The organism is Sphingobium rhizovicinum (assembly GCF_042647625.1).
Taxonomy (GTDB): Bacteria; Pseudomonadota; Alphaproteobacteria; order Sphingomonadales; family Sphingomonadaceae; genus Sphingobium; species Sphingobium rhizovicinum.
In genome coordinates this window covers 845,015-865,863 of the sequence record NZ_JBHRVU010000005.1, presented here as the reverse complement: position 1 = coordinate 865,863, position 20,849 = coordinate 845,015, and the positions used below count along the sequence as shown (strand labels likewise).

General features: G+C 61.7%; 17 protein-coding genes and 1 pseudogene. 8 read left to right on the top strand and 10 right to left on the bottom strand.

Features of this window, described 5'->3' with window-relative positions; all coding sequences use genetic code 11:
• Positions 1-128 precede the first annotated feature (128 nt).
• The 5 genes and pseudogenes from ACFOKF_RS22595 to ACFOKF_RS22575 all read right to left on the bottom strand — a co-directional run bounded on the left by ACFOKF_RS22595 (position 129) and on the right by ACFOKF_RS22575 (position 5,094).
• The gene (locus tag ACFOKF_RS22595; protein ID WP_380798854.1) at positions 129-899 is read right to left on the bottom strand and encodes an SDR family oxidoreductase; all 771 of its coding nucleotides are present in this window, start codon (positions 897-899) and stop codon (positions 129-131) included.
• Positions 900-912: 13 nt separating this feature from the next.
• Positions 913-3,420, bottom strand: a complete 2,508-nt coding sequence (gene ligD, locus ACFOKF_RS22590; RefSeq protein WP_380798853.1) for a DNA ligase D — start codon at positions 3,418-3,420, stop codon at positions 913-915.
• The gene (locus tag ACFOKF_RS22585) at positions 3,417-3,890 is read right to left on the bottom strand and encodes an MgtC/SapB family protein (RefSeq protein ID WP_380798852.1); all 474 of its coding nucleotides are present in this window, start codon (positions 3,888-3,890) and stop codon (positions 3,417-3,419) included. The genes ligD and ACFOKF_RS22585 overlap by 4 nt, the downstream gene beginning before the upstream one ends.
• Positions 3,890-4,767 (bottom strand): annotated as a pseudogene (gene ku, locus ACFOKF_RS22580) (non-homologous end joining protein Ku). Before ku ends, ACFOKF_RS22585 begins: the two are co-directional and overlap by 1 nt.
• Before the next feature lie 102 nt (positions 4,768-4,869).
• The gene (locus ACFOKF_RS22575) at positions 4,870-5,094 is read right to left on the bottom strand and encodes a hypothetical protein (RefSeq protein WP_380798851.1); all 225 of its coding nucleotides are present in this window, start codon (positions 5,092-5,094) and stop codon (positions 4,870-4,872) included.
• Between the two features lie 469 nt (positions 5,095-5,563).
• On the opposite strand from ACFOKF_RS22575, the gene ACFOKF_RS22570 reads away from it, so the two are divergent.
• From ACFOKF_RS22570 to ACFOKF_RS22555, 4 genes are all read left to right on the top strand, one after another.
• On the top strand, positions 5,564-6,034 hold the full coding sequence (locus tag ACFOKF_RS22570) for an Lrp/AsnC family transcriptional regulator (RefSeq protein WP_380799331.1): 471 nt from the start codon (positions 5,564-5,566) through the stop codon (positions 6,032-6,034).
• 284 nt (positions 6,035-6,318) lie between these two features.
• Entirely contained in the window at positions 6,319-8,208 is a 1,890-nt protein-coding gene (locus ACFOKF_RS22565; RefSeq protein ID WP_380798850.1) for a hypothetical protein, read from the top strand.
• A 5-nt stretch (positions 8,209-8,213) separates the two neighbouring features.
• Positions 8,214-9,629, top strand: a complete 1,416-nt coding sequence (locus tag ACFOKF_RS22560; RefSeq protein WP_380798848.1) for an MBL fold metallo-hydrolase — start codon at positions 8,214-8,216, stop codon at positions 9,627-9,629.
• Positions 9,626-11,524, top strand: coding sequence for a hypothetical protein (locus ACFOKF_RS22555; protein ID WP_380798846.1), 1,899 nt, complete (start codon positions 9,626-9,628; stop codon positions 11,522-11,524). The genes ACFOKF_RS22560 and ACFOKF_RS22555 overlap by 4 nt, the downstream gene beginning before the upstream one ends.
• Before the next feature lie 35 nt (positions 11,525-11,559).
• Here ACFOKF_RS22555 and ACFOKF_RS22550 read toward each other — a convergent pair whose 3' ends face one another.
• The 5 genes from ACFOKF_RS22550 to ACFOKF_RS22530 form a co-directional block, all read right to left on the bottom strand.
• Positions 11,560-14,820 carry an error-prone DNA polymerase gene (locus ACFOKF_RS22550; RefSeq protein WP_380798845.1) on the bottom strand — a complete coding sequence of 1,087 codons (3,261 nt, stop codon included), beginning with the start codon at positions 14,818-14,820 and terminating at the stop codon, positions 11,560-11,562.
• Positions 14,820-16,643: a DUF6504 family protein gene (locus ACFOKF_RS22545; RefSeq protein ID WP_380798844.1), complete on the bottom strand. Its 1,824-nt coding sequence runs from the start codon at positions 16,641-16,643 to the stop codon at positions 14,820-14,822. Before ACFOKF_RS22545 ends, ACFOKF_RS22550 begins: the two co-directional genes overlap by 1 nt.
• Entirely contained in the window at positions 16,561-17,337 is a 777-nt protein-coding gene (locus ACFOKF_RS22540) for an ImuA family protein (RefSeq protein WP_380798842.1), read from the bottom strand. The genes ACFOKF_RS22545 and ACFOKF_RS22540 overlap by 83 nt, the downstream gene beginning before the upstream one ends.
• An 85-nt stretch (positions 17,338-17,422) precedes the next feature.
• Positions 17,423-17,842: a DUF1810 domain-containing protein gene (locus tag ACFOKF_RS22535; RefSeq protein ID WP_380798840.1), complete on the bottom strand. Its 420-nt coding sequence runs from the start codon at positions 17,840-17,842 to the stop codon at positions 17,423-17,425.
• Entirely contained in the window at positions 17,839-18,462 is a 624-nt protein-coding gene (locus ACFOKF_RS22530) for an SOS response-associated peptidase family protein (RefSeq protein ID WP_380798839.1), read from the bottom strand. Before ACFOKF_RS22530 ends, ACFOKF_RS22535 begins: the two co-directional genes overlap by 4 nt.
• Positions 18,463-18,617: 155 nt before the next feature.
• Between ACFOKF_RS22530 and ACFOKF_RS22525 the strand changes: the two genes are divergently transcribed.
• The 4 genes from ACFOKF_RS22525 to ACFOKF_RS22510 all read left to right on the top strand — a co-directional run bounded on the left by ACFOKF_RS22525 (position 18,618) and on the right by ACFOKF_RS22510 (position 20,784).
• The gene (locus ACFOKF_RS22525; protein ID WP_380798838.1) at positions 18,618-19,043 is read left to right on the top strand and encodes an SOS response-associated peptidase family protein; all 426 of its coding nucleotides are present in this window, start codon (positions 18,618-18,620) and stop codon (positions 19,041-19,043) included.
• A gap of 25 nt (positions 19,044-19,068) precedes the next feature.
• Positions 19,069-19,665, top strand: coding sequence for an alpha-ketoglutarate-dependent dioxygenase AlkB (locus ACFOKF_RS22520; protein ID WP_380798836.1), 597 nt, complete (start codon positions 19,069-19,071; stop codon positions 19,663-19,665).
• 159 nt (positions 19,666-19,824) lie between these two features.
• Complete coding sequence (locus ACFOKF_RS22515; protein WP_380798835.1) at positions 19,825-20,364, top strand: hypothetical protein; 540 nt, start codon at positions 19,825-19,827, stop codon at positions 20,362-20,364.
• Between the two features lie 30 nt (positions 20,365-20,394).
• On the top strand, positions 20,395-20,784 hold the full coding sequence (locus ACFOKF_RS22510) for a hypothetical protein (protein ID WP_380798833.1): 390 nt from the start codon (positions 20,395-20,397) through the stop codon (positions 20,782-20,784).
• Positions 20,785-20,849 lie beyond the last annotated feature (65 nt).

Here is a 20,849-nt window from a genome sequence, read left to right as displayed (position 1 = left end):
TCCGTCCGGCTCCCATAGAGGCCCCGCCATCCCCCCGGCGGGGCCTCATTCTTTTTAGGCGATGTGGCCATCATGGAAATGCCGATCGATCCGGCGTGCTGATCGATGCGCGTAACCAGACGATAAAATCAGTGGGCATAGATCATCTTGCGAGTCATGCCGCCATCGACGGTTATCTGCTGACCTGTGATGAATTTCGCTCCGTCCGAGGCGAGGAACAAAACGGTCGCAGCGATGTCGCAGGGTTCACCGACGCGGCCGGCCGGATGTTGCTCCCTGTCAATATCGCGGTGCTCCACAGTCTCTCTGGTCTCCGCTTTCGCCCATGGCCTTGTCTCGATCCATCCCGGCAGGATCGCATTGACCCGGATGTCGGGGCCAAGGCTGATCGCCAACGCATGGGTCATGGCGCAGATCGCGCCCTTTGCAGCGGCATAGGCTTCCGTATGTGGCTCCGACTGCAATGCGCGGGTCGATGCCATCATGACGATCGCGCCCTTGCGCAGGCGCAGTAGGGATACCGCATTGCGGACCATCAGAAAGGCGCCGGTGACATGACTGTCCTGCCATGACTGCCATCTCTTGAGATCCAGCTGTTCGATCGGTCCGCTCGATGGATTAGCGATGCCGGCGTTGGACACCAGCAAATCGATACCGTCCTGTTCGCCGCTACCCTCCTGCCATGTTGCGATTTTCTGGAACGCTTTTTCAACATCCTTCTCGCTGGCGACATCGGCGCGGATCACGATGAGATGGGAAGAAGGCATCTCCGTGGTTAGGTCGCGAACGGCCTCGGCATCCTGGTCGATGACGGCGACGCGCCAGCTTTGCGCCAGCAGGGCCTGCGCAATGCCCCTACCGATGCCCTGCGCGCCTCCGGTGACAATGGCTGTTTTCACGGAGCCTTCCTTTCTAGATTTCCGGCAGGCTCTGAGCCGCGAAGCCCCAGCCTTTGAGTTTGGTCGCCCGTTTCAGCAGCGCTTCGACGTCATCGATTGAAAAGGGGTGGGCATTCTTCATGGCCGCGAGTTCACTCCACTCGATCGGTACAGCGACCGGGGCGCCCGGGCGGGCGCGGGCGGAATAGGGCAGGATCGCGGTGCTGCCGCGCTGGTTGCGCAGCCAGTCGATAAAGATGCGGTCCTTGCGCTTGGCCTTGCTCATCGTCGCGGTGAAGCGCTCGGGCTCTGCCGCGCTCAGCGCCTGTGCGAAGCGGGAGGCGAAATCCTTGTGCATGTCCCAGTCATGGCCCGGCGTCAGCGGAACGACGACATGCACGCCCTTGCCGCCCGAGAGCATGGCGAGGGAGACGACGCCAATATCGGTCAGATGATCGCGTATGTCTGCCGCCGCCTGCTTCACGATGTCGAAATCGAGCCCCTCATCGGGATCGAGATCAAAGATCATCCGGTCTGGTTTCTCCACCGCGTCCGCGCGGCTCGCCCAGCCATGAAACTCGATCGTTCCCATCTGGACGCAGGCGAAGAGGCCGTCGGCGTCCTCGACATAAATATAGTCTTCTGACCCGCCATTCTTTTCCCGGATCAGGATCCGTCGAACGGCGTCACCAAGCGCGCCGCTGTCATGCCTCTGGAAGAAGCATTGCTTCGCGCGGCCTTGAGGGCAGCGGACGAGGCTGATCGGTCGGTTGGCGGCGAAGGGCAGCATCAGCGGGGCGACAAGGGCATAATAGTCGGCGAGGTCGCCCTTGGTCTGGCCGCTATCCGGGAAGATGACCCGCTCGCGGTTGCTGATCTTGATGCTGCCGTCTGGGAAAGGGGCGGGCGCCGGCTTTTCGGGCTTTACCGTCTTTGCCGGCTTGTCGGCCCGCAGGCCCAGGAAACTGCCATGGCGGACGCGCCCGTCGCCGGTGAATTCCGCGAAGGCGACCTCTGCGACCAGCTTCGGCTTGATCCATGCCGCTCCGCGCGCCTCTATCCGAGGCACGTCGGCTGGCGCCTTGTCAGTGGCCAAGGGGCGCATCATTTCGGCGAGGTTGTCCATAGTCGCGCTGTCGAAGCCAGTTCCGACCTTGCCCTTATAGATCAGCGCCTTGGCCTCATGCTGCGCAAGCAGCAGTGATGCGAACGGACGTCCTTTCGCCTTGCTCCTCGACCAGCCGATGATCACGAACTCCTGTCGTCTCGTGCATTTGACCTTTACCCAGTTGCGGGTTCGTGCGTTGCGATAGGGGGCGTCGGCTCGTTTTGAGATGATGCCTTCCTGTCCTGCGTCGCACAGCGTCCGGAACAGCGTTTCGCCAGCGCCCAAGACATGGTCGGACATATGGATCGGGCTTTCGGCATCACCCAGTAACGCTTCTAGCCGTTCCTTGCGCTCGATCGTGGTTAGGCTCTTCAGATCCTGCCCATCGAGCGAAAGGAGGTCGAAGGCAAACAGATGCAGCGGATGGTCGGCATCTTCCTCGCCATGTCCCCGCTTCAGCGCATTCTGCAGTGTCGAGAAATCCGGATTGCCGTCATCGCCCAGCGCCACCACTTCGCAATCGATCAGGCAGGGCGGCAGGTCCAGCGCGGCGATCGATGCTACCAGCGATCCAAACTTGTCGGTCCAGTCGAGGCCGTTGCGGGTGTAGAGCCTGACCTTCTCCCCACTCGCCGTGACCAAGGCGCGATAGCCGTCATATTTGATCTCGTGCAGCCAGTCATTACCGGTTGGCACGGCGTCTACTAGCGTTGCGAGCTGGGGCTTCACGAAGCGGGGCAGGGCGGCGGAGCGGGCCTTGCGCCTGGGGGCGATCTTCGCATTATGATTTCCGGCTGCCTGCATTTTGGCGGAAAAGGCCTTTCCCTTCGCGCCCTCAAGCGATTGCTCGCCGCCCTTGTCCGCCTCGATCTGCGCCATGGAGCGGTCGGTGAGGACGCTCCTCAGCCCGCGCTCGACCAGCGTGTCGCCGGACCCGGCCTCCTCGTCGTCGATCTTGCGCAGCAGCCAGTTCTCGCGCTTCTCCTTGGGTCGGCCCTTCATCCGGACCAGCAGCCATTCGCCTTTCATCCGCTCGCCATGCAGGATGAAATGCAGATGCCCATCCTTGATATCGTCCGCGCTCTTGCCCGCGATCGGCTCCCAGGTGCCCCGATCCCACAGCATGACCGTGTCGCCGCCATATTCACCCTTGGGGATGGAGCCTTCGAACGTCCCATAATCGAGCGGGTGATCTTCAGTCCGCACCGCCAGCCGCTTGTCGGCGGGATCGATGCTCGGCCCCCTGGTCACCGCCCAGCTTTTGAGCACGCCGTCCATCTCCAGCCGGAAGTCCCAATGCAGTCGGGTCGCGGCATGCTTTTGCACGACGAAGCTGTTGCCGCCGGTTTTGGCGATCTTGCCCCTGGGCTCTCGGGTCCGGGCGAAGTCGCGTTTGGCATTATAGGTGGAAAGGGCATCCTTAGCGGCCATCATTCTTTCCGATCCTTCGGGTCGAGCCAGCGCCGTTCGAGGATGCCAAGCAGGGACAGCATGATGACGGCGATGGCGGTCGCGCTCGCCACCAGCGGCCATAGCGCTGCGCCGCAGGCGATGCCGATGACTGCCGCCAGCCAGATATGCGCAGCCGTCGTCAGATTCTTGATTTCTCCCTTGCTGAAGACGATCAGCCCCGCCGCTATGATACCGGTGAATGCCGCGGAAGCCTCGAACACGCGGAGCGGATCGATATTTCCTTGTCCCCGCAACTCGAGATTGAGGGCTATGGCGCAGACGGTCATCAGCGCGGAGGTAAAGCAGATAAGCCCATGGGTGCGTATCCCCGCCGCATGGCCGCGCAGTTCCCGGTCCAGCCCGAGCAGCAGGCCAAGGATCGCCGCGACGCCCAGACGAAGCAGGGCCGGACCGTCGATCAGGTGGAGCGGCGTGTCGGGATTGAGTTCCATCAGGCGCTCTTGCGCTTGGGCGGTGCCTTCTTCGCGGGGGCTTTCGGCTTTGCCGCCGTCTTCCTCGCTGGCGCGCCTTTCGCGCCGCCGGCCGACTTCTTCAGCGCAGCCATCAGGTCGATGACGTTTCCGGCCTTGCGTCCCGTCGGTTCGTCATCGACATCCTCGATGATCCGCTTGCCCTTAGCCTTTTTCTTCTTTTCGATCAGGCGATGGAGCGCATCGACATAGCGGTCGTGAAACTCGTCCGGCCTGAAGGGCGCGGTCTTCTTGTCGATGATGCTGACAGCGAGATCGAGCATATCCTCGTCTACCGTATCGGCCGGCAGCCCCTTAAAATAGCTCTGCGCCTTGTTCACCTCGTCGGCATAGCGCAGCACTTCGAGCACCAAGCCTTTGCCGCAGGGTTTCAGGGACACAAGCTGCTCGCGGCCGCGCACCGAGAGCTGGCCAAGGCCAACCTTCTTGGTTTGCCGCAGCGCGTCGCGCAGCACAGCATAGCATAGGCCTCTTCGGCCAGATCGTCTGCCGGAACCACAAAATAGGGCTTTTCATAATAAAGGACATCGATCGCATCGGCTTCGACAAACTGGACAAGGTCCAGCGTCTTGCGGCTCTCGATTTTGATCGCTTCGATTTCCTGCTGCTCCAGCAGAACAAAATTGCCCTTGGACAGCTCGAAGCCCTTGAGGATCTCGTCGCGATCAACCGGGCCGACCCCGCTGACCACCTTCTCATATTGGATGGGCTTGCCAGTGGGTTCGTGAATCTGGCGAAATGAAACCGCTGCACCGGATTTTGTTGCAGGATAGATTTCGACCGGGATCGACACCAGCGCAAGCTTGATCTGACCCTGCCAATATGCGCGCGTTGCCATGAGAGACCTCCGACAGCTTTAGCGAGCAGCATTTGCTTTAGTTCCTTGGAGGAACAAGCCAATATGAACCGCGCCTCCCAATGTTTTGATAAGACCCTCGCTTCAACCTCTGACCTTGACGAGCCGATCATCAGCCCACCGCAAAACCTGTTGGGAAACATATTTTCCTGTAACGATGATGTCGGACCTGTCTGACGTTTCGGGAGCATCTGTCGCCCAGGCCGAACCGATAGGAAATGCGATTGCAGCAAGGGCGGTCGTATTCACAAGAAGTTTGGAAAGTCGGCAGCGGGCGCGGGCATCCAGGCGTGCGGATTTTTGCTTCATATATCCCCCGTTGTTTGGAACATTTTTGTTTGAGCCGCGTGAGTTCGCGGCCGGCTGACCTCTTCGGACGCAGAAAGACAAAATTTTGACGCTCTCCGCCTAACGTTCGTTGGGTGGCTGCGTCTGAGCTGAAAATTATGCGCTATCGCGAGGGCCTGATCTCGCGTGCGCGGGCGCTTGGATGGTTCTGCGTGCCTGAATGTTCAATCCTCGCCCCCGATGCCGCATTGGCATGCGCTCGCTGAAGGAAGGTGGAACCAGGAATTGCAGATCGTGATCGATCGGGTTGGACAGTAATGGACGAATGAAATGCCGCTCGCGACAGGTTAATCGCACGAGAAAGCCATGGCCTGTCATATCTTCTCCCGTCTTTTCGAGAGAATGATGACGAAGGACGGGGAGGAAATGTGATCTTTTTTAGGTGGAAATCGCAGGCGCAGCGACGGGTTCTGACTATAGGTTGGCCGAAATGGAGAAAATAATTCTCGACAGGGTCGATCGAAAGCTCCTCGCTCTTCTTCAGGAAGATGCCACCATGTCGGTCGCGACGATTGCGGAGCGTATCGGTCTGTCAAGTACGCCGGTCTGGAAGCGGATCAAGCGCCTTGAAGAGAGCGGTCTGATCAGTCGGCGTGTGGCGATCCTCGACAGGGAGAAGTTGGGCCTTGGAATCGTCGTCATGGTGGCGGTTCGCGCGGCGAGCCACAGCGACGAATGGCTGAGCGCGTTTTCGGAAGGGGTAGCTCGCATTCCCGAAGTTCTGGAGTTCTATCGGATGAGTGGCGAGATTGATTACCTGCTCAAGGTGATCGCTCGCGACATTGGCGACTATGATCGGATTTACAGAAAGCTGATCAAAGTCGCGGACCTGCGCGACGTTAGCTCGTCATTCGCGATGCAAGAAATCAAATCGACCACCGCTCTTCCGCTGTATGAGTGAACGCTGATCGGGATTTCTATCTGGCCGGCGACTGACGGATCCTTGCCATGGCGTGATGGCCGGCAAGTGGTCAGGAGTGCGTGATCCTGTCCTGGATCCATTGATTAGCTGCTTTAGAGGCTGCAGCTGTCGCGGCCATAAAGGAGCGATGACATTTATTGGTCCGCTCTGGACTATCCTGCTTCGTCCGCGCGAATTTTATGATAGGTTTACCGCAGCGACGCATGCCGAAGGGGGCGACTGCGGATGAACGGTATTTCCGTACATGTCAGGCTGGTCAGGGGATGAGCAAGGCTTCCTACCCCAAGCCGACGGCTCGTCGGTTCCGCGTCTATGCCTTCGATCCCAGGGCGAGCCTTGCACCCGAAACAGCGCTCATCAACAGGGCGGTCATCTCACTTCCTTATGAGGAAAATTACGAATCGCCCCTCGGTGCTGGGCCAACCAACGAATATATAGAGGTCGTTGATTTCGACGCGCCGGCAAGGCTTTTCTATGCGCCGATCGACCCGAACCATCCCGATCTGCTCCCGGAATATGGGCTTTGGCCCGACGAAGGCAGTCCGCAATTTCATCAGCAAATGGCTTTCGCCGTGGCGATGAAGACCATCAAAGGGTTTGAAAACGCATTGGGCCGAAAGGTGCTTTGGGCGTCATCGCTTTCCAGTCAGCGCGATGCCTATATCCAGCGGCTGCGCATTTATCCGCATGCCTTGGCGGAGCCCAATGCCTATTATTCGCCAGAGAAGACCGCGCTCCTCTTCGGCTACTTCCGCGACTCCTCGGACCTGGGGCAAGGTCTGCCTGGTGGATGGGTCTATACGTGCCTGTCCCATGATATCATTGCTCATGAGACGGCCCACGCCATCCTTCATGGAATGCACCGTCGGTCGATTGAACCCACCGGGATTGATACGCTCGCTTTCCACGAGGCTTTTGCCGACATAATCGCATTGCTCCAGCATTTTACCATGACGGACGTGGTTGCCCATCAGATCGCTGCGAGCGGTGGGCGTCTACGTATGGATAGCCTGCTGAGTGACATAGCGGGACAGTTCGGTGAGGCGACGCGGATCGGCAAGTCGTTGCGAAGCGGCCTGGATCGCAAGGTCGATCCGCTGACCGGCCGCCTGGCGCCGCCGGATCCGACCCTCTATGCCAAAACCGACGAACCCCATGGGCGAGGCGCGATCCTTGTCGGAGCACTCTTCGACAGTTTCCTTACCATTTTCGAGAACCGAACCCGTGATTTGATGCGCCTGGCCACCGGGAACTCGGTTCCGACCGGCGCCGAACTTCCTACAGAGCTTGTCCATCGTCTGGCGCGCGAAGCAGGTAAGGCCGCCGAACATCTGTTGAGGATGTGTGTGCGTGGCCTGGACCTCCTACCCGTCACGGATCTTACGTTCGGCGAATTTCTTCGCGCCGTCATCACAGCTGACATGGACCTCATTCCTGAGGATATGGCCTGCTACCGCGTAATTCTCTCCGATGCTTTCCGCCGCCGCGGCATTTTCGACCGCGGTTGGCCGTCCATGGCTCCGGAGAGCCTTCGGTGGGACGGACCCGATCATGTGTTCCCAGAAGCAAGCTTTGCATCTCTGCTCAGTTCCCTGGATCTCGTTCCTCAGTTCCGACGCGAGGATATCGCCAAACAGGAGCGCAAGAACCGCCGGGCTGTTCATAAATGGCTGGTGATTGCTGACGAGGGCAATCCGGATAGTGCGGAGGATTGGGAAAGGCTTCTAGGCGTTCGCTTCTATCGTGACGCGCCCTATTCCATTCGGCGTAATGACCAGGGCTTTCCAGCGATCGAGGTTCATTCTGCCAGGATCGCTCGGCGAACAGGCCCGAACGGGCGGGAGACACGTGAGCTTTTCGTCGAAATCACGCAGCAGCGTGGCGGTTATTTCGCCTTGGCTGACCAGAAGGCCGCCGAAAAGCCAAAAGCCAAAATGGGTAAACCAGATTTTGTGATGCGAGGCGGTTCGACGCTGGTGATCGATCTTACAGATGGCAGCCTTCGCTATACGATCCGCAAGCGGGTCGACGACGACAAGCGCCTGGAAGCGCTGCGGCAATGGTGTCTCTCAATCAGGGACTCGAACCTGGCCGCCACCTATTTCGGAGTTGATGCCGCGCGTGAACCATTTGCTCTGGCCCACAGGAGCTGACGATCATGAGCCGTCCGCCTGTCCTCGTTCGGATGTATCGTGACCTCCTTGGCGATTGCTTCCTGCTCACGATTGGCGATCCCAAGGCGGAGCGGTCAGCCCGCGCGCATATTCTCATCGATTGCGGCGTTCTCCAGCATGTGCCGGGCGAAGCCGACCTCATGAAGGCGGTAGCGGAGGATCTTCGCAAGACAGTCGGCGGCTATGTCGATCTGCTCGTCATCACTCATGAACATTGGGACCATATTTCGGGTTTCTCTCATGCGCGCAGTGAACTCATCGATACGCTCGAAATAAAGCAGCTCTGGCTCGCCTGGACCGAAGAGCGGGGTGACCCGCAGGCGGACGCTCTGCGGGCAAAATCCACCGGGGCCAAGGAGGTCATCGCTCGCCTCGATGAAATTCCCGGTGGTCGCGCGGCAACGGCCGGCTTGGCCGATTTCACTGGTGCAACAGCTGGCAAGCTGCGCAGCACCGACATCATTCCGGCACTTATAGCCCGGGCGGAGAAGACTGGTGCCATCGATTATCTCGAGCCAGGGCAGGTTTTGCCGACGCCCGGACCGCTCTCGCTGCGCGCCAATGTGCTGGGCCCGCCCCGCAGAATGGACCGGATTACCAAGGATCTCCCAACTCAGGGAGCGCCAGAGACATATCTGGCCGGTGATCTCGCGGCTGGCCTGGCGCACCGATACGCGATGGCGGACGCTTTGAGCAGCGCACTCGAATCGCGGGGCGATGGGCCTTTTGATCGCGCATATCGCCTCACTCCAGACGAGGTGCGGGATGGGCAGGGTGACGATTGCAACTGGCTACGCGCCCGGTATTTCGACAAGCAGCAGGCTTGGCGCACGGTCGATGACGACTGGCTGGATGCAGGCGGCGCGCTGGCGCTAAAGCTCGACAGCGACACGAACAATACGAGCTTGGTCCTCGCGTTCGAACTTGAGGCCGGCGGAGACGTGCTGCTGTTTGCTGCCGATGCGCAGGTGGGTAACTGGCTCTCCTGGCATGACCAGAGCTATCCGTTCCCTGCTCAAGCCGGATCGCACTCGGTAACCGCCCGCGAACTGCTTGGCCGTACCATCTTCTATAAAGTCGGGCACCATGCGAGCCATAATGCGACGCTCGAAGATCTCGGGCTGGAGTTAATGACCCATCCCAAAATGTGCGCGATGATTCCCGTCGTCGAAGCGGAAGCCCGCCGAGTGAAGAATGGCAAGGCGGTCCACCGCGGCTGGAACATGCCATTTCCCGATCTCTACACGCGCCTGCTCGAGAAAACGGGAAAGAGGGTTCTCCGAGGCGACGCCGAAGCGGGGTGCGGCCCTGGCCCGGATAATAAGGTCATCTGCAAAGACAAGGCATTCCTGTCGCGGGTAGAGAGTACGGACCTCTATCATGAGCTTCGCTTGCAATGACCGAAACGGTGGGCGAACAGGTACGCTATTGCGACCTCGTCATGAAGGGCGGGATCACCAGTGGTCTCATCTATCCGACCGCGGTCATGGAGATCGGGAAACGATATCGCTTCAAGAACATCGGGGGTACTTCGGCAGGAGCCATTGCTGCGGCTCTTTCCGCTGCTGCGGCACTCGGTGAACGACGCAAGGCCGCTGGCCAATCAGCCTCAGGTGGGCTTGAACGACTTGAGCCAACTGCCAAGAATCTTTCCAGCAAGGGCTTCATCTTCTCGTTGTTCCAACCAGTCCCGGCGTTGCGGCCAGCCTATAAGCTTCTTGCCCGGCTAAGCGCCAAGCCTTCCAAACTGATGGTGTATGCGCTGATCGTTGTCGGCAGCCTCTGCCTCGCACCTGTTCGCTTCATTCTCGTCCTGGGTATTCTTGCCCTTCTTGGATATCTTGTCGCCGGCTGGCCGGGGGTTGGCGCTGCGGCGCTGCCTGCGCTCGCCTGCGCCGTGGCGCTGGCTGTTCACGGCGCGATCATCGGAACAGCCGAGCGGCTGCGGGCCAATCACCTTGGCATGTGCCCGGGAACCAGACAGCGCGGCTATGCCAAGCCGGCCCTTTCCGACTGGATGCACGCCGAAATACGCGCGCTTGCCGGCCTTGGCGAGGATGACGGACCTCCCGTGGTGTTCGGCGACCTCTGGAGTGCGCCCGCCTATCCGGGCGAAGCGCCTGCGGGAGAGGGCGAGCGCATGCTTTCGCTTGAGGTCATCACGACGGACGTCTCCCACTCGGAGCCACGCACACTCCCCTTCTCCAAAGGTGCGCTCTGGTTCCGAGAGGCGGATATGAGGGCGCTGTTCCCTTCAAAGGTGGTCGAGGCCATGATCGGTGCCGAGCCCGAAAAGCTCAGCTTGGCCGACATGACCTATCATCGTTTCCCGCGTGCCGAGCGGCTCCCGCTCGTCGTCGCCGCACGCATGAGTTTGAGTTTTCCGGTGCTGATCTGCGCGGTGCCACTCTATGAGCAGCATTTCCTGCCCAAGCGCAATTCGGAGTCCGAAGCAGACGAACGCGCCGCACCTGCCGATGTAGCCGTTGGGTCCACGTCCCTTGACAAGGCGACGGAAGCCTTGACCTCCGTCGATGCCGGAAAGGACAAGGAGGCTAGCCAGTTCGAGATGCGGATTTGCTGGTTCACCGACGGCGGCGTCAGCAGCAATTTTCCTCTGCACCTTTTCGACCGTCCAATGCCGCGCTGGCCTACTTTCGCCATCGACCTCATCTATCCGCCCGAGGGTGCGCCGCCAGCCAAGAACCCGGTCTTTCTGCCGAATGCCAATAATCAGGGGTGGCGTCCCCGCTACACGAGCATCCGGCATAAGGACGGGCTTCAGGAAATGAGTGCCTTCCTGTTCGGTATCATTTCTACGATGCAAAATTGGCGCGATCAGCTTCAAGGACGCGCACCCGGGCATCGCGACCGGATCGTTCAGATCGAGATCACTCCCAAGGAAGGCGGTATGAATCTGGATATGGACATCGCTGCGCTCAAAGCGCTCAGTGGCAAGGGCGCAAAGGCCGGCGAAGTCCTGGCGACGTTCAATTTCGAAAATCATTTCTGGGTTCGTTATCGCAATCTACAGGCGGCCGCCGAGCGCTATGGCCTCGATCTCCATCGGGCGATGGCGACGCCGCCGGTAGGTGCCGAGGATGCATATAATCGGGCAATGAATGCCGGAGCGAACGAAGGGCCTTATCCTTATCGAGTTGAGCAGGCGCAGGAGGCGCAGCGGCGTCTCACAGCCGCCCTTGAGAAGATGGAGACCTGGGCGGATTGGGACGGAAGCCTTGCCGACGGCGCGCCCAACCCACCGCCCCAACTGAGGATCGTGCCAATCTTCTGAGGGCGGCACTTCGTCGGCGTCGTACCATCTGTCGCTCAATGGAAGTCATGACTGCGAATGGGGAGGATGCTGTCTTTCGTGCGTTCATGTCCATATGGAGGCGATCCGATTGTCCGACCATTTGGAAAGGCCGGGTCGCGTGGATCGGGGCCGCCACCATGGCTTGCGCCGTCGCCTCGCCCGGGGGCTACAGAAAATTCCATTCGTCCCACGGAGCGGAGCATCTCGTCATGGTCGATGATCCGGTCGCAGATAATGTGAATGACTTCTCCTTCCTTCTGGAGCCGTCCGCGCATGGCGATCATGGAGGCGGACATGACCTGCCGCCGGTAGATTTCGAACCTGTCAGGCCACAGGATGCCCTGAGCGACCCCTGTCTCGTCCTCGATCGTGACGAACAGTACGCCCTTGGCTGAGCCGGGCCGCTGACGGACCAGAATAACGCCTGCCACCTCGATATTGCGACCATCGCGGATCGACTTGAGGTCTGCGCACCGCACGATCCGCATGGCGTTGAGCTGAGGCCGCAGGAAACTCAGCGGATGATTGCGGAGCGAGAGCTGGAGCGAGCGGTAATCCTCCACAACTTCGCGGCCTTCGCTCATCGGCTGGAGCACGACCGACACCTCCTGGCCTTCAGACGAAAATTTCCCCTCCCGTTCGTCGGCCGCCGCAAAAAGGGGCAGCGGCGCTTCGCCCAGGCCCTTGACCTTCCAGAGCCCCTGCCGCCGGTCCTGCGCGATGCAGGCAAAAGCGTCGGCTTCCGCAAGCCGCTCGATTGCGGCGCGCGGCACGCAGGCGCGGCGCCAGACTTCTGCGACGCTCTCGAACGGCGCTGGGCCACGCGCCCCGACGATCGCGGCGCCGTGCAGATTGGCAAGGCCGCGCACCTGTCGGAAGCCCAGGCGCACTGCCTTATATCGCCCGCGTGCCGGTTCGAGCGTGCAGTCCCAATGACTATGGTTGATCGAGACCGGGCGGACCTCGACGCCATGGTTGCGGGCGTCGCGCACGATCTGGGCGGGCGCATAGAAGCCCATGGGCTGCGCGTTCAGGAGTGCGGCGCAGAAGACGTCTGGATGATGATGCTTCATCCAGCAGGAGGCATAGGCGATCTTGGCAAAGCTCGCCGCGTGGCTCTCGGGGAATCCATAGCTGCCGAACCCCTCAATCTGCTTGAAGGTCCGCTCGGCAAAATCCTTGGGGTATCCCCGCGCGATCATGCCGTTCACCAGCTTGTCGTAGAAATGGCTGACCCCGCCCGTCAGCTTGAACGTCGCCATCGCGCGGCGGAGCTGATCAGCCTCGGCCGGCGTGAACCCGGCACCGACGATCGCGACCTTCATCGCCTGTTCCTGAAAGAGCGGAACGCCCAGCGTCTTCTTCAAAACCGTCTCCAGTTCGGGCTTGGGATATTCGGGCACCTCCTTGCCCTCGCGGCGGCGCAGATAGGGATGGACCATGTCGCCCTGAATGGGACCGGGGCGAACGATCGCGACCTCAATCACGAGGTCGTAAAATTCTCGTGGGTTGATCCGCGGCAGCATCGACATCTGCGCCCTGCTCTCGATCTGGAAGACGCCCAATGTGTCCGCGCGCTGGATCATGGCATAGACGGCAGGGTCATCGTCCTGGAGATCGGCCATGCCGACGCGCAGGCCCTTATGCTCTTCCAGCAGATTGAATGCCCGGTTCATGCAGCCCAGCATCCCCAAGCCCAGCACATCGACTTTCATGAACTTGAGGGCATCGATGTCGTCTTTATCCCATTCAATAATCTGCCGATCTTCCATCCGCGCCGGCTCGATCGGCACGAGATCGTCGAGCCGATCCTGGGTGAGGACAAAGCCGCCGAGATGCTGGGAGAGGTGACGCGGCGTGCCGATGAGCTGCCGGGAAAGTTCCAGGGTGAGCTTCAGCCGATGATCCTCGGCGTTCAAATTGGCGCTCGCAATCTGTTCGTCGGTGATGCCGTCCATCGACCAGCCCCAGACAAGGCCCGTCAGCATCTTGGTGAGATCGCGCGGCAGGCCCAGCGCCTTGCCGACCTCGGCGACCGCGCCGCGGGTGCGATAGCGGGTGACGACGGCTGTCAAGGCTGATCGGGTGCGGCCATAAGTCTCATAGATCCACTGGATGATTTCCTCGCGGCGCTCATGCTCGAAATCGACGTCGATATCGGGCGGTTCCTTGCGCTCGCCCGAAACGAACCGCTCGAAGAGAAGCTCATGCTTGATGGGATCGATCGAGGTAATGCCCAGCATATAGCAGACACAGCTGTTCGCCGCGGAGCCTCGGCCCTGGCAAAGAATGCCGCGCCTGCGGCTTTCCGCGACGATCGAATTTACCGTCAGAAAATAGGGTGCGTAACCGAGCTGGTCGATCAGTCGCAGCTCATGGTCGATCTGGTTCCGGTAGGCTTTGGGAAGGCCTGCCGGGAACATTTTGTCCGCGGCGGCTTGCGTGAGAGCAGCCAGCGCCTGCTGCGCCGTGCGCCCTTCCATCACCTGCTCATAGGGATATTGATACTGGATTTCGCACAGATCAAAGCGGCACATGGCGGCGATATCGACGCTCGCCTGGATCGCGTCCGGGAAGGCGGAAAAACGCCGCTCCATCTCCACAGGGGATTTGAGGTTCCGGTCCATATAGCGTTCGCGCCTGAACCCCAGGCCATCTATCGTCGTCTTCTCCCGGATGGCGGTCATCACATCCTGGAGCGGCCGGACATCGGGCGAATGGTAGAGGATGTCGCCGGTGGCGACGCTGCGCACGCCTGCCGCGCGCGCCATCGCATCCAGCCGGTGAAGCCGGGCGATGTCGTCCGGTCGGCGGCGGAGTGCCAGCGCCATATGGGCGCGCACGCCGAAGACGGCCTTGAGGTCGCGCAGATGGGCCAGCGTCATATCGTCGGGCTGGTCCGGCAGGAGGATCGCGATGTGCCCTTCGGCATGGGCGACGACATCGGCCCAGTCGAGGAGGCAGCAGCCCTTCCCGCCGCGCGCCTTGCCGATCGAGAGGAGGCGGGTCAGCCGCGACCAGGCTGGGCGATCGGTCGGATAGAGGAGCAGGGCGCGGCCATCGTTGAGATCGACCCGCGCGCCCGCGATCATGCGCACGCCGGTCGCCTTCTGCGCATCCCAGCCGCGCACCACACCCGCAACGCTGCCCCAATCGGCAAGGCCCAGCGCCTTGTGGCCGAGCAGGGCAGCGGCGGAGAAAAGCTGTTCGGGAGAGGATGCGCCGCGCAGGAAGGAGAAGTGGCTCGTCACCTGGAGTTCGACATAGCGGGCCATCAGCCAAAGACCCCATGCATGAACCAGCTCAAATTGCCGGTCTGTTCGTCGACGCCGTCGCCCCGCCGGAACAGCCAGAAGCGCTGGCCACCTTCCGCTTCCACCCGGAAATAGTCCCGGACCGCCCACATTTCGCTCGCATTGCGCCACCATTCGCCATGGATGCGTTCCGGACCATCGCCGGCGATCACGCGATAGCTCGATCCTCGCCAGACAAAGCGCCGCGGTGGATGATCGGGCAGCAGCGCCACGACGGTAGAGAGAAGCTCGGGTCGCCGGAGCATCCGCACCGGACGCTTCCAGCCAGGCCAGCCCTTGCTCTTTGTCAGCGGCCCAACCCTGCGCACCGCGCGCTCCGGCACGTCGCTTTCATGGGAGGAGAGGCGGAAAGGCATGTCTGGATCAATCCGGCCCGCGAGTTGGTCGACCAGCAGCGCTATATCGGGCGCGCAATCGCCGGTGATAAGGCCAGCCTCCAGCGTCTGCGCCCTCAGTTCCTCGACGCGCGGCGCGACCAACGTCATTGCTTCAATGCCAAGGCCCGGATCGATCCGCTCGACCCGCATGGCCAGCATGCGCTTCAGATGCCGGGACTCCCGCGTGGCCCTTGCCGTGCCGATCGCGATGCGCTGCTCGCTCCCATCGACGATCTGGCAGGCGAGTATTGCGGTGCGGAGGCCAAGGCCCCGTCCGGCCAGCAGGGTGACAAGATCGTCGACCAGATCGCCGATGACCTGGTTGATCGCCTCAGCGGTGCCGATCGGTTCAAGCAGCCGCCGCTCCATATGGGGCGTCTCGAAGGGGACGACCGGAACGATGGGTTCGGCGATCATCCCGCGGGCCTGATCAAGACGCCGGACGGTGGCAAGGCCGAGGCGCCGCGCCAGCGGCCCGCGCGGCATGGGATAGAGCTCGGCGATACGCTCCAGACCGAAGCGGGCAGCAGTCTCCAGCACCCCCGGCTCCAGCCGAAGCGCGGCGAGAGGCAAATCGGCAATGGCCTGCGTCTCACTGCCTTCGGGAAGAAGGGTGATGGCCTCGCTCCTGTAGCGCGCGAGCGCATGAGCGGCGCCCGGCGTGCCAGCGATCGCGATGCTGGCGGTGAAACCCAGACGTTTCAGAAAGCGCAGCAGTCTGCGGCAGAAACGTTCCTCGCCGCCGAACAAATGGGTCGTGCCGGTCAAATCGAGCCAGAGGCCGTCCGGTTCCGAAACGCAGGCCGTCGGCGTCCAATGCGCGACCGCGTGTAGCGCCAGCCGGTCGAGCCAGGCGCGGTCCGCCTCCGGCTCCGCGTCGCACACCTCAAGGTCGGCCACCAGCGCGCGCGCATGCGCGGCCGCCATTCCGGGGCGAAGACCAAGCTCCAATGCAAGCGGGCAGGCGGCGGTCACGACGTCTCTTTGGCCAGTGCGCGTGACCAGGACGGTGGGCCTCCCCCACAGTGTCGCCCATGTGAGCGGAGCGACGGTCGTCGACGGGCCGCGGCCGCCACTGTCATCGGCGGGCATGGCCTTAAAGACATGCTCGGCCGCCTCGCTGCGCCGTCCCATCTCACGCATGGTTGGGCGCTGATGGGATGGCAGAGCGTCGATCTCGGCCTGGCTGGGCCTGCTACCGAGCGCCCCATCGCGCGCCCAACGCGCACCGGGACGCCAGCCGCCCGCCTTGGGGACAGAACAGGCGCCAGGATTGTCGTCGATCGGCGGAGCGAAGCGCGGAGTGATCGAAACGGAGGCAGGCTCAGGCTGCCTGGCGGGACGCTCTGCCTCCCGCAACCGCTCTATCGCGAGCTGCGGCAGGTAGAGCGAGGCGACCCGTGTCATCGCACGCTTCCAGTTCGAGAGAGAAGGGATTGCCGTTCCGCTGCCGGACAAGCTCGACCGACCAGCGCGGCCGGCCGAGCCCGGCATGGGGGAGGGGGCTTGAAGGCGCAGCGCCGATGCGCCAGCGCGTCATCGCCGACGAAAGCCCGCTCAAGGGGCAACGGTCGCGGCTGCGATGGCGGCGGAAGAGCAGCATCGGCGTCTTGCCGTCAGACGCCGCAAGTTGAAGCCTGCGGGTCGCGGTCTGGTCGGCGGCCTTCACCTCGGCGACGACGCAGGCGAGCGAGCCGTCGCGCAGGCCATCTTCGGCAAGCGCCAACACCTCGCTATCCTTGCGGCCCTGCGCATAGAGGATCTTGTCGGGGCCAAGGCCGATCTGCTCAAGGCCCGGCGCATAAAGATCAAAGCGCGTCACTGCCCAGAGGATGCTGAACCCCGGCTCGGCGGCGAACCGCGCCGCGATGCCCGCGGCAAACAGCGTGGCACAGGCATCGTCGGTGAAGCTTGCCGACGCGGCGGCGATCTCGTGCAGCCCCGCGCCATCAATACCATGATCGGCTAGGCGCTCGTCCATTTCGGACAGCCCGAAGGACAAGGCCGGCCCGCGCGCGGCTCGGGCTTGCACCAGATTTGCGCGAAGCGCGGTAAGCTGGTCGACCCGGTTCTGGTCGAGGGAGGAGGGGCAAGCGGACATGGGAACAACGACTCAATTTGTTCCCTATATGTTCCTTTGAGTTTGTCCATTCGTCAAGATGGATGAATCGGGTGGAAGGAATGGCTTAGGCGAGGAGGTGGAGCGTCGAGGCATCCCGCTCGCCGTCGAACCAGCGTTCGAGCGCGTCGCCGAGCAGCGCCGGTCCGCCGGCGGCTTCGAACAAGGTGAGCGATGAGCGCAGCTTCATCGCGTCGACCGATCCGAAGACGGCAACAGGATCGCTGCCGGCCAACGCCTGAAGCGCCTTCACGCAGTTCAGATAGCGCTGGCCCAGCACGGGATGATCGAGATAGGACCGGGCTTCGGAGAGCGAAGCGATGCCATAATAGTGGGCGGTTGGGCTGTGACCGAGCCCCCGAAGTTGCGGGAATATAAACCACATCCAATGACTGCGCTTGGCGCCCGCCCGGATTTCGGAGAGCGCCGTCTCATAGATTTTCGCCTGCGCCTCGACGAAGCGGGCAAGGGTGGCATCCTGCGTCACAGCAACACCTGTTGCGCGGGGGGAGAGCCATAGACCTGGGTAACGGGCAGACTGCCCTGCGGCAGCCAGCGCAGCACGTCTCTTGCCGGCACGGTCGGATCGAGCCAGTCGGCCCACTGGTCGCGTGTGAGAGGAATGATCTGGCGATGATGGTAGGGCGCCACATCGGGTCCGGCATCCATGGTCAGCATCGTGAACGCTTCACCCGCTGCGCTTTCCCGCCAAATGCCCGCGATGCAGAACCAGTCATGATCCTTCATGGCGAACAGCCATTTGTCGAGCCGCTTGTCCTTCGGGCGAGGGACGGGCGGATCGGTAAACTCGTAGAAGCCGTCAGCCAGGATGAGGGCGCGATGCGATCTGAACTCGCGTCCCTCGGTCCGGAAATTATAGACGGGCTTCCCATTGTTGCCCGGCCAGCTCCAGCGCCGATTGACCAGTTCGCCCATGCCGCGCTCGCACTCGACGCTGCGCACGATCGGCCCCATGTCGGTCACCCTGATATCGTCGCGCGCCGGCACATTGGGTTTGCCTTCGGGCATCTTGATCTTGATCTCGAGGTCTTCGAAATCCTCGACGATCGAGGCGATGTCGACCTTCAACGTGTAATCGTTGCACATGAGAGTCTCCGCGCGGATTTCTTCAGCTTGCCCAAATCGATCGTTCGCTATATGTTCTCATCATGGACTCGAAAGCAACACCCTTCGACTCCGACGCTCTCGGAAGTCGCCGTGCCATCATCCGACGCAATCCGGATGATTGCCAAGAGATTGAGATGATCGAGGCGGCCTGGGGTTCCAACCCGCGCTTTTCCGATGGCGTTTCCTACGAATTTATTCGCTCCGAAGGGAAAAGCTTCCCGAGTAGCCGCTGCCTTGTTCCGGCCTCGGAATTCCATATCCGCAATGGCGAGAAGAAATTCCGGGCCTTTCGCGAGGACGGCAATTTCTTCTATCTCGCCGCCATCTGGGAGCCGCCCATGGGCGACTGGCCGGTCAGCTACCGCATTCTCACGGTTGACTCGAACCCCGACGTCATCCGCTATCAGAGTCGGCATGGCGCGATCATTGAGCGGCGGCAGGTGATGCAGTGGCTGGATTGCAAGGTGCCCGAGGAGCAACTGCTGGTGACGCCGCCGGGTGACCTCTTCACGATCGAAGAGATGCTGACCAAGCCTGTCCAGACGAGCTTCGCCCTCTGATGGGCTAGACCCGAAGAACATTCCCATGACCCTGATGCTTCCCCTGGATATGCCGGCCCGGCCATGCCTTTCGGACGAACCGGTCCTGCCGGGGCTGCGCTTGGCGGAGGATTTCATCACGCTTGGCGAGGAGCAGGCGCTTGTCGCCGGGATCGATCGCGTAGGCCTCACGCCGTTTCTCTTCCAGCAATGGACCGGCAAGCGGCTGACCAGGAGCTTCGGCTGGAGCTATGATTTTCAGACCGGCATATTCGCGCGCGCAGAGCCCATTCCGGAATGGGCGACACCGCTCCAGGCGCGCGCGGCGCGGTTTGCAGGCCTGGAGCCGGATGATCTCGAGCAATTGCTGCTGATCCGCTATGATCCGGGCGCCGGGATTGGCTGGCATCGAGACCGGCCCGCTTTCGAGCATGTGATCGGCGTCTCGCTGGGTGAGCCGGCCACCATGCGCTTCCGCCGCCGCACCGAGACAGGGTTCGACCGGGCGAACGCGCCGCTTCCGTCCCGCTCCATCTACCATATGAGCGGTGAGGCCCGATATGACTGGGAGCATAGCATTGCGCCCATGGAGGCGCTGCGCTGGTCCATAACATTCAGAAGCCTCAGGCGGCGGGCGGCATAGCGAGGAAATGCGATCGTCCCGGAACCGAGGACCTATTTGCCCGTTCTTCTTTCATCGAGCCGCATATCATTGCCCCCCGCTCTAGCGGTTCGATGAAATCGGCGGCCCGTCAGTTCCCCCGACTGACGGGCCGTCTTCATCTGGCGGATGGCTGGCTTCATGGCGTCCAGACTGAAACTCTTTCGAACCCCGATCGGCTTTCACGACGCCTACGTCGCCGCGCCCAGCCAGAAGGCGGCGCTGAAAGCCTGGGGCGCCGACGCCGATCTGTTTGCACGAGGCATTGCCGAAAGGGTCGATGACCCCATGCTGCTGGCACAAGCGGCCGAGCAGCCGGGCACCGTCATCAAGCGCGCTCGCGGGACCGCGGAGGAGCATCTGGCCTTCGCCGGGAAGCGAGCGAAAACCGCGCCGCGAAAAGCGAATGGCAGAGCGAAGGTTGAGCCGCCGCTGGCGAAGCCCCGGCCGCGACCCAGTCGGAAGGCGCTGGATTTGGCGGAGCAGAAGTTGGCCGCGCACCAGCAGTCCGTCCAAACACGCATTGCGGAGCTGGAGGAAGAGCGCGCCTGCATTGGGGCGCAGATTGCGCAGGTCCGGAAAGAGGAGAGGGGACAAGCCGGCAAATTTCAGACGGCGGTCGACAAAGCCCGTGCGAAATATGAGGATGCGCTGGACCAATGGCGTAAGCAGAGCCGCTAGAGCTGAGCGAGCCGGCAGGATTGCTCTGGCATGGCTGACATGGAGGCGGGCATGGCTGATGACATGTTGACCGAGGAAGAGAAGGCCTTCTACACCCTCGCCTTGGTGGAGCAGTGCGTGCGTAACACCGGGCTGGAGGATCTCCATGCTGGCGTCACGCCCAACAGTGCGACCGGCGATTATAGCGATGTGAAGGTCGTTACCCCCTATGGCGAAATTCCCTGGACCAACCTCTCGCGCATTTCCGATGAGGAAATGAAAGCTCTAATGATCGAGGTGACGAACAAGGTGTTCACCTTCCTGACTCGCGGTGACGACCTGATGACGCTGGGGTCAGCGGCACGATGGAACAAGCCAGAGCTCGACCAAGGACTATCGGCGAAAGCGGATCGTCGCGCAGCGCAGCGCGGGCGCCGATGAAGGCAATATTGCCGTAAAGGTGTCTATGGGCGCAATTTTGCGTTATTTGTGCCACGATCTGGACA

Excerpts from the sequence above, each read along its gene's own strand:
- ligD (WP_380798853.1), bottom strand. The coding sequence starts at position 3,420 with ATGATGGCCGCTAAGGATGCCCTTTCCACCTATAATGCCAAACGCGAC.
- ACFOKF_RS22585 (WP_380798852.1), bottom strand. The coding sequence starts at position 3,890 with ATGGAACTCAATCCCGACACGCCGCTCCACCTGATCGACGGTCCGGCC.
- ACFOKF_RS22575 (WP_380798851.1), bottom strand. The coding sequence starts at position 5,094 with ATGAAGCAAAAATCCGCACGCCTGGATGCCCGCGCCCGCTGCCGACTT.
- ACFOKF_RS22570 (WP_380799331.1), top strand. The coding sequence starts at position 5,564 with ATGGAGAAAATAATTCTCGACAGGGTCGATCGAAAGCTCCTCGCTCTT.
- ACFOKF_RS22565 (WP_380798850.1), top strand. The coding sequence starts at position 6,319 with ATGAGCAAGGCTTCCTACCCCAAGCCGACGGCTCGTCGGTTCCGCGTC.
- ACFOKF_RS22560 (WP_380798848.1), top strand. The coding sequence starts at position 8,214 with ATGAGCCGTCCGCCTGTCCTCGTTCGGATGTATCGTGACCTCCTTGGC.
- ACFOKF_RS22555 (WP_380798846.1), top strand. The coding sequence starts at position 9,626 with ATGACCGAAACGGTGGGCGAACAGGTACGCTATTGCGACCTCGTCATG.
- ACFOKF_RS22550 (WP_380798845.1), bottom strand. The coding sequence starts at position 14,820 with ATGGCCCGCTATGTCGAACTCCAGGTGACGAGCCACTTCTCCTTCCTG.
- ACFOKF_RS22545 (WP_380798844.1), bottom strand. The coding sequence starts at position 16,643 with ATGACACGGGTCGCCTCGCTCTACCTGCCGCAGCTCGCGATAGAGCGG.
- ACFOKF_RS22540 (WP_380798842.1), bottom strand. The coding sequence starts at position 17,337 with ATGTCCGCTTGCCCCTCCTCCCTCGACCAGAACCGGGTCGACCAGCTT.
- ACFOKF_RS22530 (WP_380798839.1), bottom strand. The coding sequence starts at position 18,462 with ATGTGCAACGATTACACGTTGAAGGTCGACATCGCCTCGATCGTCGAG.
- ACFOKF_RS22525 (WP_380798838.1), top strand. The coding sequence starts at position 18,618 with ATGATCGAGGCGGCCTGGGGTTCCAACCCGCGCTTTTCCGATGGCGTT.
- ACFOKF_RS22520 (WP_380798836.1), top strand. The coding sequence starts at position 19,069 with ATGACCCTGATGCTTCCCCTGGATATGCCGGCCCGGCCATGCCTTTCG.
- ACFOKF_RS22515 (WP_380798835.1), top strand. The coding sequence starts at position 19,825 with ATGGCGTCCAGACTGAAACTCTTTCGAACCCCGATCGGCTTTCACGAC.
- ACFOKF_RS22510 (WP_380798833.1), top strand. The coding sequence starts at position 20,395 with ATGGCTGACATGGAGGCGGGCATGGCTGATGACATGTTGACCGAGGAA.